This is a genomic window from Citrobacter sp. wls717 (assembly GCF_005280955.1).
In the GTDB taxonomy this organism is placed as follows: domain Bacteria; phylum Pseudomonadota; class Gammaproteobacteria; order Enterobacterales; family Enterobacteriaceae; genus Citrobacter; species Citrobacter werkmanii.
The window spans coordinates 116,588-128,689 of record NZ_SZWW01000053.1; the positions used below are offsets into that span (position 1 = coordinate 116,588).

General features: G+C 50.5%; 13 protein-coding genes. 8 read left to right on the plus strand and 5 right to left on the minus strand.

Annotated elements, in window-relative coordinates:
* Nucleotides 1-81: 81 nt before the first annotated feature.
* Nucleotides 82-747 carry a YecA family protein gene (locus FDX09_RS20605; RefSeq protein ID WP_042307734.1) on the plus strand — a complete coding sequence of 222 codons (666 nt, stop codon included), beginning with the start codon at nucleotides 82-84 and terminating at the stop codon, nucleotides 745-747.
* Between the two features lie 27 nt (nucleotides 748-774).
* On the opposite strand, the gene tyrP is transcribed toward FDX09_RS20605, so the two are convergent.
* A complete protein-coding gene (gene tyrP / locus FDX09_RS20610) occupies nucleotides 775-1,986 on the minus strand; it encodes a tyrosine transporter TyrP (RefSeq protein ID WP_121529178.1) in 1,212 nt (403 codons plus the stop codon).
* Between the two features lie 227 nt (nucleotides 1,987-2,213).
* Between tyrP and FDX09_RS20615 the strand changes: the two genes are divergently transcribed.
* A complete protein-coding gene (locus tag FDX09_RS20615) occupies nucleotides 2,214-2,453 on the plus strand; it encodes a YecH family metal-binding protein (RefSeq protein WP_038641513.1) in 240 nt (79 codons plus the stop codon).
* A 45-nt stretch (nucleotides 2,454-2,498) separates the two neighbouring features.
* Here FDX09_RS20615 and ftnA read toward each other — a convergent pair whose 3' ends face one another.
* Together ftnA and FDX09_RS20625 are read right to left on the minus strand one after the other, a co-directional pair.
* Nucleotides 2,499-2,996 (minus strand): non-heme ferritin, encoded by a 498-nt coding sequence (gene ftnA, locus FDX09_RS20620; RefSeq protein WP_038641510.1) that lies wholly within the window; start codon nucleotides 2,994-2,996, stop codon nucleotides 2,499-2,501.
* A 193-nt stretch (nucleotides 2,997-3,189) separates the two neighbouring features.
* Nucleotides 3,190-3,525, minus strand: coding sequence for a YecR-like lipofamily protein (locus tag FDX09_RS20625; RefSeq protein WP_038641508.1), 336 nt, complete (start codon nucleotides 3,523-3,525; stop codon nucleotides 3,190-3,192).
* A gap of 266 nt (nucleotides 3,526-3,791) precedes the next feature.
* On the opposite strand from FDX09_RS20625, the gene FDX09_RS20630 reads away from it, so the two are divergent.
* Nucleotides 3,792-4,430: an RpiB/LacA/LacB family sugar-phosphate isomerase gene (locus tag FDX09_RS20630; protein WP_085048021.1), complete on the plus strand. Its 639-nt coding sequence runs from the start codon at nucleotides 3,792-3,794 to the stop codon at nucleotides 4,428-4,430.
* Between the two features lie 33 nt (nucleotides 4,431-4,463).
* On the opposite strand, the gene FDX09_RS20635 is transcribed toward FDX09_RS20630, so the two are convergent.
* On the minus strand, nucleotides 4,464-5,885 hold the full coding sequence (locus tag FDX09_RS20635; protein ID WP_085048022.1) for an MFS transporter: 1,422 nt from the start codon (nucleotides 5,883-5,885) through the stop codon (nucleotides 4,464-4,466).
* 131 nt (nucleotides 5,886-6,016) lie between these two features.
* On the opposite strand from FDX09_RS20635, the gene FDX09_RS20640 reads away from it, so the two are divergent.
* Nucleotides 6,017-6,268, plus strand: a complete 252-nt coding sequence (locus FDX09_RS20640; protein WP_005127709.1) for a DUF2766 family protein — start codon at nucleotides 6,017-6,019, stop codon at nucleotides 6,266-6,268.
* 136 nt (nucleotides 6,269-6,404) lie between these two features.
* On the opposite strand, the gene FDX09_RS20645 is transcribed toward FDX09_RS20640, so the two are convergent.
* Nucleotides 6,405-6,908: a non-heme ferritin-like protein gene (locus FDX09_RS20645; RefSeq protein WP_038641501.1), complete on the minus strand. Its 504-nt coding sequence runs from the start codon at nucleotides 6,906-6,908 to the stop codon at nucleotides 6,405-6,407.
* A gap of 554 nt (nucleotides 6,909-7,462) precedes the next feature.
* Between FDX09_RS20645 and FDX09_RS20650 the strand changes: the two genes are divergently transcribed.
* The 4 genes from FDX09_RS20650 (at nucleotide 7,463) to araH (ending at nucleotide 11,959) form a co-directional block, all read left to right on the plus strand.
* The gene (locus FDX09_RS20650; RefSeq protein WP_137347793.1) at nucleotides 7,463-8,020 is read left to right on the plus strand and encodes a DJ-1/PfpI family protein; all 558 of its coding nucleotides are present in this window, start codon (nucleotides 7,463-7,465) and stop codon (nucleotides 8,018-8,020) included.
* Between the two features lie 318 nt (nucleotides 8,021-8,338).
* The gene (locus tag FDX09_RS20655; protein WP_038641497.1) at nucleotides 8,339-9,328 is read left to right on the plus strand and encodes an arabinose ABC transporter substrate-binding protein; all 990 of its coding nucleotides are present in this window, start codon (nucleotides 8,339-8,341) and stop codon (nucleotides 9,326-9,328) included.
* Between the two features lie 115 nt (nucleotides 9,329-9,443).
* Nucleotides 9,444-10,958, plus strand: coding sequence for an arabinose ABC transporter ATP-binding protein AraG (araG, locus tag FDX09_RS20660; RefSeq protein WP_137347794.1), 1,515 nt, complete (start codon nucleotides 9,444-9,446; stop codon nucleotides 10,956-10,958).
* 14 nt (nucleotides 10,959-10,972) lie between these two features.
* Entirely contained in the window at nucleotides 10,973-11,959 is a 987-nt protein-coding gene (araH, locus tag FDX09_RS20665; protein ID WP_042307755.1) for an L-arabinose ABC transporter permease AraH, read from the plus strand.
* Nucleotides 11,960-12,102 lie beyond the last annotated feature (143 nt).

Here is a 12,102-nt window from a genome sequence, read left to right on the forward strand (position 1 = left end):
GCCCACGCCCATTTGTATCTGTTATCCCTCCAGCCATGTAGGATGATTACAGGCGAGAATTTTTGACTAAGGAAAAGCGTTATGAAAACGGGACCATTAAACGAGAGCGAACTGGAATGGCTGGATGATGTACTGACTAAGTACAATACGGACAAGGCTATTCTGGATGTGTCAGAACTGGATGGTTTGCTGACGGCGGTGCTCAGTTCACCGTATGAAATTGAACCGGAGCAGTGGCTGGTCGCAATTTGGGGTGGTGCGCAGTATGTCCCTCGCTGGTCCTCCGAAAAAGAAATGACGCGCTTCATGAACCTGGCGTTTCAGCACATGGCGGATACGGCCGATCGTCTGGATGAATACCCTGAGCAGTTTGAGCCGCTGTTTGGTCTGCGTGAAATTGACGAGCATGAACTGACCATCGTAGAAGAGTGGTGCTTTGGTTATATGCGCGGCGTCGCGTTGTCGGACTGGTCCGCATTACCGGATACTTTGAAACCGGCGCTCGAGGCTATTGCGCTGCATGGTACAGAAGAAAACTTCGCGGTGGTTGAGAAACTGACGCCAGAAGAGTTTGAGGAAAGCGTGGACGCTATCCGTCTGGCGGCGTTGGATCTGCATGCCTGGTGGATGGCGCATCCGCAGGAAACGCCGGTGAAGGTGCCGGTAAAAGTGGATGCCAAGGTAGGACGTAACGACCCGTGCCCGTGCGGCAGTGGGAAAAAATATAAGCAGTGCTGTCTGCATTAACAGAAAGGGGCGTAAAGCCCCTTTTGTTTAACCCACTTCAGGCAGTAACCCTGCTGCAATGGAAAACTGTACCGCGATCACCATAATGCCGCACATAAACACCAACGCCAGCGCCGGTGCGCCACCCGCCACGCGGTAGTTAGCCTGCGAGTTATGTTTTCTGCTTTGCCATGCCAGCATGGCGGGGATCAGTAGCGCCAGTACCGCGAGGGCAACGCCCGCATATCCCAGCGCCATCACGAAACCACGTGGATAGAACAGCGCGAATGCCAGCGGCGGCAGGAACGTCACCACGCCGGTTTGCATCCTTCCTGCTACGGTATTTCGGCGCTGGAAAAGGTCTGCCAGATAGTCAAACAGCCCGAGCGCGACACCGAGGAAAGAGGTCGCCAGTGCGAGATCGGCAAACAAATGTACCGCCAGTTCAACGTGCGGCGATGCCACGACTTCACGTAATGCCTGTAGCAATCCGTTTAAGCCAGCGTGGTTGGCTAACAGCCCCATGAACGTGGACGAGTTAATGCTGCCCAGCGTTGCCAGTTGCCAGAAAATATAGGCGATCAGAGGAATGGCGCTACCGGTAATAAATACCCAGCGCAGTTTACGGATGTTACCGTTCATATAGCTGACGATACTCGGAACGCTGCCGTGAAAACCGAACGACGTGAAGATAACCGGGATCGCGGACAGCGCCAGCCCTTGCTGAAGCGGCAGCGTAAGCAGATTCACTTTATGGATATGCGGCATTAACAGGGCCAGCATCGCCACCAGGAAAATTATCTTGGCACTGAACAACAGACGGTTGAACAGATCGACCAGCGACGTCCCAACGCAAACCACACCACCGGCAACAAAGGTGAACAGCAGTACACCTGTTGATGGCGAGATAGCTGTCCCGGTCCAGTCGCTGATGCTGGAGGCCAGCAGTTCACCTGCGCCACTGATATACGCCGCCGTCAGCGCGTACATTAAAAACATCATGCTAAAACCCGTTACCCATTGTCCGTAACGGCCAAGATAACGTTTCGCCAGGGTACCCAGCCCGGTGTCAGCCGGTACGTGTTGATACACTTCAAGCAGCAACAGCGCGGTGTAGCACATCAACGCCCAAAGACTGACTAACAATACCAGCGTGACGCTAAACCCCACGCCTGCCGCAGCCAGCGGCATTGCCAACATACCGGCACCAATCGTGGTTCCCGCCACGATAAAAATACTACCCAGGGTTCTGTTTTTCACGCTTTCCTCTGTCCCAGAGATAATCAACGGTTATATCTGCGGCGCAGGTTAAGGCAAAACATTATTTTCGTCAAATCACCGTTACAATGCATGTACATAAATCTTTACGACTGTTGGGTGATTTTAAGATGTATGGGAAATGACATTTATCTGCTGGTAAACCTGTGTTAGCGCAAAGCAGCGCCCTGCGGTTCACATTAGGCTATGCCCTTTATTGAGGAGGTAGTATGGAATCTATTCACGGGCATGAAGTGCTCAACATGATGATTGAATCTGGCGAGCAGTATTCAAATGCCAGTCTTGAAGCGGCGATTACGGCTCGTTTTGGCGAGCGGGCACGTTTTCACACCTGTTCTGCGCAAGGAATGACGGCGGCTGAGCTGGTGGCATTTTTAGCGGCGAAGGGGAAGTTTATTGCAAAAGAAGACGGCTTCTCTACGCACGAAAGCAAGATCTGCCGCCATTAAGATTATCGAATAACGGTGGCATCTCACCACCGTTATCCAACAGAATTAATTCTGCGTATCGAGCGTAGCCAGCTCTTTGTCGATGAAATAAAGACCTTCACCGCTTTTTCCTGCCAGCGATAGCTTATCAATAACAGATTTAAATAATTTCTCTTCTTCATGCTGCTCGGCAACATACCACTGCAGGAAATTAAACGTCGGATAATCCTGGTGGGTCATTGCCGCGTGAGCCAGTTCATTAATTTTCCGGGTGATCAGCTGTTCGTGTTCGTAAGTGACACGGAACAGTTCGTCCAGAGAAGCATATTCAGCGAAGGGGGAAGAGACGGTATTAATACGCGGTAAGCTACCGGTGTCAGTCAGGTAGTCGAACAGACGCTGCATATGCGTCATCTCTTCCTGGGCGTGACGGCGCAGAAACGCGGCAGCACCTTCGAAGCTGTGATAGCTGCACCACGCGCTCATCTGTTGGTAGAGCAGAGATGAATATAATTCAAGGTTCATTTGCTCATTCAGTTGGTCGATCATTTCTGTTTTCAGCATGGTTCTGCTCCACAAACGTTATTATATATTACGTGGCGCCACTATAATTTGTTATTTAATTATTTGCAAAAGGTAAAATAATAAATTTATTTATTAAAAATACGAATGGGAATAAAACGCATTAACGCTATTGAGCGGAGGATATAAATACCGAAGTAACAAATGACCAGCAAAAAAATGCTGGTCGAAAATATTAGTAATTGAATGAGGACGCTGGAGATACCGCGACGCCGTGACACTGCCAGGCGAGCGTAATTTTGGTGTTCAAACATAAAGAACCGGCATATACGCTACAGGTTGACACTGGCTGCCCAAACGCAACGGCGCTGGCATAACCCATACGCTGGCACTCTTTGGTGGCGGTTCCCTGGGTTACGTAGTCATCGGTTCGTGCCGTTTGCAACATGGCCTGGTTGTAAGTCAGGCGAACCACGCCGGTGATGGCGCTGGCTTCGCTCACCTGCGCCTGTTTAGTAATAGTGCATCCTGTCAGCACGAGCGGCAAAAGGGCAATGATAAAGGTCTTCATGAGATCGCTCTGAAAGTTCGGAGATAGTCTATCATGGCATGCCTTTCGACGTATCAATGGCTTGAATAGCCTGAAGATCACCTGCGATTAATCGCAACGACGTCACTTTCTTGAGGCCATTCTGAGCTGCTGAGGGAAAAATGTGAGCCCTTCATTACTTTATAAAACAAAATTTCATTAAATTTGAAAGTGGATTTGCAAAATAGTAATGTGGCCTGAATGTTATGACTTCAGCAGTCCACGCTACGCATTCAGGAGATGACAGAATGAAAATTGCATTGATGATGGAAAACAGCCAGGCAAGCAAAAACGCCATCATTCATAACGAGCTTAAAGCCGTTGCGGATGAGAAAGGTTTTCCCGTTTATAACGTCGGCATGAGCGATGAAAATGACCATCATCTGACCTACATTCATTTAGGGATTATGGCCAGCATCCTGCTGAATTCCAAAGCCGTGGATTTTGTGGTCACCGGCTGTGGTACAGGTCAGGGCGCAATGATGTCACTGAATATCCATCCGGGAGTCGTATGCGGCTACTGCCTCGATCCGGCGGACGCATTCTTGTTTTCTCAAATCAACAATGGGAATGCGCTTTCTCTGGCCTTCGCCAAAGGCTTTGGCTGGGGCGCCGAGCTGAATGTGCGCTATATGTTTGAAAAAGCGTTTACTGGACGTACCGGGGAAGGTTATCCACCGGAACGTAAAGAGCCGCAGGTGCGTAACGCCGGTATTCTGAATCAGGTGAAAGCGGCAGTGGTAAAAGAGAATTATCTGGATACGCTGCGCGCTATCGATCCTGAACTGGTGAAAACCGCCGTCTCGGGTCCACGCTTCCAGCAGTGCTTCTTTGAAAACTGCCAGGACAAGTCGATCGAAGCGTTTGTGCGCGAGATTATTGGCTAAATCCTGCTGGCCCGGCGGTGTTCTCCCGCCGGGCTATCTGTTCTTATCTGACACCGCACTTCCGGCATCACGGGTAAGCCGCAGCGTATCCACCATACCGACCAGACAAATTATGGCGATAGCCACAAAGGCCAGGCGGAAGCTGATCCCCGGAATATTGCCCAGCGCCAGCCATTCACTGACTTCAGCGCCGATACGGATCCCAATAGCGGCTAATGAAATTCCCAGTCCCACTGCTAACTGTGTTGCCGTACTGAACAGCGTATTGGCGTAGCTCATTTGCGACGCGGGGACGTCCGCAAATGCAAGCGTACTGACGCCGGTAAACTGGATTGAACGGAACACACCGCCCAGATACAGCACCAGCAAAATAACCCATACGGGCGTTTGCGGCGTTATCAATGCACAGGCCAGCAGCGCCAGGACGTTAAGGGCCCCGTTGATCAACAGCAATTTCTTAAAGCCCAGCCAGCGTATCAACGGCGTGGTGGCAGGTTTTATCGTCAGATTGCCTACAAACACCGCCAGCACCAGCGAACCTGCGTGAAAAGCGTTCATGCCAAAACCTACCTGGAACATTAACGGCAGCAGAAATGGTACGGCGCTGATAGAGGCGCGAAACAGCGATCCGCCATACATCGTGACGCGAAAAGTCGGGACGCTCATGGCATCAAGACGAATCATCGGCCAGGCGGCGCGGCGAAAATGGCGTAGGGCAAACAGGAAAGTCGCTATTCCCAGCGTGAGAAGTCCGGCAGTTAGCCAACCCTGCGGCTGCTGGGTTCCCAGCAACTCCATGGCATACACCAGACTTACCATGGCAACAGAGGTCGCGACAAAACCCGCTATATCAAACGGACGGCGCTCGTCGTCATGAATATCCGGAATAAAACGTAGCGCCAGCGCTATCGCCAGTATTCCCAATGGGACGTTAATGAAGAAGATCCACCGCCAGTTGGCATAGCTGGTGATGAATCCGCCTAGTGGAGGACCGATGATGGGCGCGACTAACGCGGGCCAGGTCAGAGTCGCAATGGCGGTGATTAACTGATGTTTAGGCGTGGTGCGTAGTACCGCAAGGCGGCCAACAGGAACCATTAATGCGCCGCCCACGCCCTGTAAGATTCGCATGGCGACAAAGCTTTCAAGACTGGTGGACAAACCGCATAAGACCGAGGCGAGGGTAAATATCGCCAGTGCGAGGGTAAACACTTTTCTGGCGCCAAAGCGGTCCGCAATCCAGCCGCTGGCGGGGATAAGTACGGCGAGGGTGATCAGGTAGGCGCTAATACCAATATTCAGGTCAACCGCCTGTACGCCAAAGCTTTTGGCCATGTCGGGCAGGGCGGTAGCGATCACCGTACCGTCAATAAACTCCATAAAGAAAGCGCCGGCTACAAGTAATGCCGCCGGGGAGAGACCGCGTTTATTCTCAACTGCTAAATGTTCACTCATGTTGTGCTTGCCATCTCAAAAGAAACTGACCGGGTCTGTTTATTTATTTTCAGCGTATCCGTTATGCGTACGCCGCTACCGTTTCGATCGCTGAATGGGTACTATGACGACCTTTCTATAAGGAGCTCATTATGTCCCAAACACTGAATGCCGATCAGGAACTGCTCTCGGACGTTGTTGCCTGTCAGCTGGTTATCAAACAAATTCTGGATGTCATTGATGTTATCGCCCCGGTAGAAGTCCGGGAGAAAATGTCCAGCCAACTGAAAAGCATCGACTTTTCAAGTCACCCTGCAGGTGCCGATCCGGTTACTATGCGCGCAATACAAAAAGCAGTTGCCTTGATCGAGTTGAAATTCACGCCGCAGAATGAGTCTCACTAAAATAAACCGTTGTTTCAGGTTTTAGAAAGGTTTTTTGCGCCTTTGAGAATGAGAGGCGCGAGCGTAGCGATCATTGAGCGCTAGCCGGATAAGATGCGTGGCATGACTATCCGGCTAGCGTTATGAAAATTGAAGATTAGTGATGTTGGTAGTTTACGACGTTCAGCAGATGTTTATCGGTTTGCGCCATGCACAGTCCCGCGCGTTTCGCGCTGCGGACTTCATCAAGAATGGTTTGTAACAGTACGCCATCCTGCTGCTGCTCTTTTTCCAGATCGTGGAGAAAATCAACGGTTGGCTCATCGTTCAATGCTTCAGCTTCATTGGTTAAGCGTGAAAGCTTACTCGAACGCTGTTGGTACTCATCCAGTGTTTTCTGAAACAGTTCTTCAAGGGAAGTCAGTTCATCACCCGGAACATCGATGGCCTTGACGATGGGGTTAGCCCCGGCGCTTTTCATAAAATTAAACATACGCATCATTTGAGTTACGTTACCCTGCGCCTGCGTGCGTAGAAACGTTGCGGTACCTGTCAGGCTATGTTCGTAGCACCATTCGCTAAGGTGCAGGTAAAGATTCGATGCGTAGAACTCAAGATTCATTTGCGTGTTGAGTTTATGAACAATTCCAACTGCAGCCATATCAATATCCTTATTTCCAGAAAGGAGAATGTACGTTACTAACGTCAGTGCAACGGGCTGTCGCCGCACTTCACATCTACGTACAATTAAAACTGTTAGCAGAATAAATCCGTTCCGCCGGTCCTTTAGTGATCACGGATTATATCCGCTTCCGATCGAGATTCAGCATAGCGCGTGATCTGACATAAGAAAATCCTTAAATCTGCATATTTATGTTTTTTTACATATTGTCATAGCAATATTCTTAATACCTGCATTTCGTCATATAAGGTGCGTGAATGTAATTGATTGATATTTAAGTATTTATAGTAATATTCTGATAATGAAATGTTGTTTCATATCACAAAATTAAATTTAACAATACGTTATTGTCTTGACCTCGCTGATTATGAATTCCCGGCTGGTGGCGATTTCACGAATGGGTAAGGTAAATGAAAACTATCTGGTAGTTAATATTTTGCGCCAGATCATTTTTGCTGAAATTAATAAATTTAACGACCTGTACGATTCGGCATTTATTGTTTGGTGAATGTGGGGAAATCGAGGAGTTACCTATGAAAAAGGTTGCGGTGCTGCTGGCGCCTGGTTTTGAAGAGGCGGAAGCGATTGTTACCATTGATATTCTGCGTCGCCTGAATATCGAAGTCGAAACGCTGGCCTGCGCGGAGTCGCGTGCGGTGGTGAGCTATCATGACGTACCGATGGTGACCGACAGTACGTTGGCTGCGCGTCAGGCCCATCTCTACGATGCCGTCGTGTTGCCTGGGGGGCCGCAAGGTAGCGTTAATCTTGCCGCCAGCGAGGCAGTCATCCAGTTTGTCACCTGCCATGATAAGGCGGGAAAACTGATTTGTCCTGTGTGCTCTGCGGCCGCGCGCGTACTGGGCGGCAACGGTCTGCTAAAGGGGCGTCGCTACGTGTGCTCGGGAGATTTATGGCAAAACGTCACGGATGGCGAATATATCGATGTGCCCGTTGTTGAGGATGGCAATCTTATTAGCGGCAAAGGATTAGGGCATATTTTTGATTTTGCGTTTACGCTTTCGGCGCGTCTGTTGGGAGATGATATTCCGGTTCGCGATCACGCCGACCACATTTACTACCCATGGTAAACATTGTTTTCCCGAATGCTTCAGCATTCGGGGACAAGGATTTGCTGACTGATGTTATGGACTAATCTGCTATTCCTCTTTTTCTTCGTCGTCAAAATCGCGTTTTTTTATGTCATTTCTCGCTGAATTTATGTACGCAATTACTGTAATTCTGTGGTGTGATGCCGCTCTCTTATGGAGAATCAATTTCCCGCTAAAAATACTCTCAGCACTGGCATTGATCTTATCAATAAAAGGTAATGCCTTGTTTTACGTCCGAATTACAAAAAATCGTCTGATTTTACCCTACATAAAAGAACGTTAAAGCTGGAGTTGACCATGCACAAATTCACTAAAGCGCTGGCGGCCATCGGCCTGGCTGCCATTATGTCACAATCCGCTATCGCTGAGTCCATGAAGCTCGGTTTCCTGGTCAAACAACCGGAAGAACCGTGGTTCCAGACTGAATGGAAATTTGCCGATAAAGCCGGTAAAGACCTTGGTTTTGAGGTGATAAAAATCGCCGTCCCGGATGGTGAGAAAACCCTTAACGCGATTGACAGCCTGGCTGCAAGCGGTGCGAAAGGGTTTGTGATTTGTACGCCGGATCCCAAACTCGGGCCTGCCATTATGGCGAAGGCGCGCGGCTACGATATGAAAGTCATTGCTGTCGATGACCAGTTTGCCAACGCGAAAGGGAAACCGATGGACACCGTGCCGCTGGTCATGATGGCGGCAACAAAAATTGGTGAACGCCAGGGTCAGGAGCTGTACAAGGAGATGCAAAAGCGCGGGTGGGATGTGAAATCCACCGCGGTAATGGCGATTACCGCGAACGAACTGGATACCGCGCGCCGCCGCACTTCAGGCTCAATGGAAGCGCTTAAAGCTGCGGGCTTCCCGGAAAAACAGATCTACCAGGTTCCAACCAAATCGAATGATATCCCAGGCGCATTCGACGCCGCCAACTCCATGCTTGTTCAGCATCCTGAAGTCAAACATTGGCTGATCGTGGGTATGAACGACAACACCGTGCTGGGCGGCGTACGTGCGACCGAAGGGCAAGGCTTTAAAGCGCCGAACGTGATCGGTATCGGTATTAACGGCGTTGACGCGGTGAGTGAACTCTCTAAAGGCGAAGCGACCGGGTTCTACGGTTCATTACTGCCAAGCCCGGACGTTCACGGCTATAAATCAAGCCAAATGCTCTACAACTGGGTAACGAAAGGTGCAGAGCCACCGATGTTTACTGAAGTGACGGATGTGGTGCTGATTACCCGCGATAACTTCAAAGAAGAACTGGCGAAGAAAGGTTTAGGCGGTAAGTAACATAAATGCCGGATGCGTCGCCAAAGCGTCTGATCCGGCCTACGAATTACGTACTCAGTAGGCCGGATAAGGCAAAGCCGCCATCCGGTATAAAGATCTGAATCACGGAGACGTTATGCAACAGTCTACCCCGTATCTCTCATTTCGCGGCATTGGCAAAACGTTCCCCGGCGTTAAAGCGCTTACGGATATCAGTTTCGATTGCTATGCCGGTCAGGTGCATGCGCTGATGGGCGAAAATGGCGCCGGAAAATCAACACTCTTAAAAATTCTCAGTGGTAACTATGCGCCAACGACGGGATCCCTGGCGATCCGCGGACAAGAAGTTTCGTTTGCGGATACCACAGCCGCGTTGAACGCCGGTGTCGCCATTATTTACCAGGAACTGCATCTCGTCCCGGAAATGACCGTTGCCGAAAATATCTATTTAGGGCAACTGCCGCATAAAGGCGGCATTGTGAATCGGTCGCTGCTGAACTATGAAGCGGGGCTACAGCTTAAGCATCTGGGCATGGATATCGAGCCCGACACGCCACTGAAATACCTCTCCATTGGTCAATGGCAGATGGTAGAGATTGCAAAAGCGTTGGCGCGTAACGCCAAAATTATCGCCTTTGATGAACCGACCAGTTCCCTGTCGGCACGCGAGATTGAGAATTTGTTTCGCGTTATCCGTGAGCTGCGCAACGAAGGGCGCATCATTCTGTATGTCTCGCACCGTATGGAGGAGATTTTTGCCCTTAGCGATGCCATTACCGTATTTAAAGATGGGCACTACGTTAAAACGTTTACGGACATGCAGCAGGTCGATCACGACGCGCTGGTGCAGGCGATGGTGGGGCGTGACCTGGGTGATATTTATGGCTGGAAATCCAGGCCTTATGGCGCAGAGCGCCTGCGTTTGCATGAGGTCAAAGCCCCAGGCGTGCGCACGCCGATCAGTTTATCGGTGCGTAGCGGTGAAATCGTCGGACTGTTTGGGCTGGTGGGCGCTGGACGTAGCGAATTAATGAAAGGATTGTTTGGCGGCACGCGTATCACCGCAGGCCAGGTGTTTATTGATGAACAGCCAATTGATATTCGCAAACCGAGCCACGCCATTGAAGCGGGGATGATGCTGTGCCCGGAGGATCGCAAAGCTGAAGGGATTATTCCGGTTCATTCGGTGCGTAACAACATCAACATTAGCGCGCGTCGTAAACATGTATTGGGGGGATGCGTGATCAATAACGGCTGGGAAGAAACCAATGCCGATCACCATATTCGTTCGCTCAACATCAAAACACCGGGGGCGGAGCAACTGATCATGAACCTCTCTGGTGGTAATCAACAGAAGGCTATTCTTGGCAGGTGGTTATCGGAAGAGATGAAAGTGATTTTGCTGGATGAACCTACCCGCGGCATTGATGTGGGCGCCAAGCATGAAATTTATAACGTGATTTATGCCCTTGCGGCGCGCGGCGTGGCCGTGCTGTTTGCATCCAGTGACCTGCCAGAAGTTCTCGGTGTCGCCGATCGTATCGTGGTGATGAGAGAAGGCGAGATTGCCGGGGAGTTACTTCATGAACAGGCGGATGAACGCCAGGCGTTGAGCCTTGCAATGCCTAAAGTCAGCCAGGCTGTGGCCTGAATAAGGAGAGTATGATGTCTTCCGTTTCTACATCGGGTTCAGGTGCTGCGAAATCGGCGCTAAATCTTGGCCGCATTTGGGATCAATACGGGATGCTGGTGGTGTTCGCGGCATTGTTCCTGGTTTGTGCCATCTTCGTGCCAAACTTTGCCACCTTCATCAACATGAAGGGGCTGGGACTGGCGGTATCGATGTCGGGTATGGTCGCATGTGGGATGCTCTTTTGCCTGGCATCCGGTGACTTCGACCTGTCCGTTGCATCCGTCATTGCCTGTGCGGGGGTCACTACTGCCGTGGTCATCAACATGACCGAGAGCCTGTGGATTGGCGTCGCTGCCGGGCTGTTGCTGGGGATTTTATGCGGTCTGGTGAATGGGTTTGTGATTGCACGGTTAAAAATCAATGCCCTGATCACCACTCTGGCGACGATGCAGATTGTCCGCGGTCTGGCCTACATTATCTCTGACGGTAAGGCGGTCGGGATTGAAGACGAGCGTTTCTTCACCCTTGGCTATGCTAACTGGTTCGGGCTGCCGGCACCTATCTGGATAACGATCGTTTGTTTCATCGTATTTGGCTTACTGTTGAATAAAACCACGTTTGGTCGTAACACGCTGGCTATTGGGGGGAATGAAGAGGCTGCGCGCCTGGCCGGGGTTCCGGTTGTTCGCACCAAGATTATTATCTTTATTCTTTCCGGTCTGGTATCCGCAATTGCCGGCATTATCCTCGCATCGCGCATGACCAGCGGTCAGCCAATGACCTCAATCGGTTATGAGCTGATCGTGATTTCTGCATGTGTATTAGGGGGCGTTTCGCTGAAAGGCGGCATCGGAAAAATCTCATATGTGGTCGCCGGGGTATTGATTCTGGGGACGGTTGAGAACGCGATGAACCTGCTGAATATCTCTCCTTTTGCACAGTACGTCGTACGTGGTCTCATCCTGCTGGCGGCGGTAATCTTCGACCGTTACAAGCAAAAAGCGAAGCGTACCATTTAATGATTTAAGCCCTAACTTTTTAGTCTAGCCTCAGCTAATCGCAAATGGCGAGCATGGTCACACTGTCTATACTTATATCCGTCATACATCATCTATACGGCGCGATCCGCGCGGCGTACAAACCATGATGAGGAGGATAACCG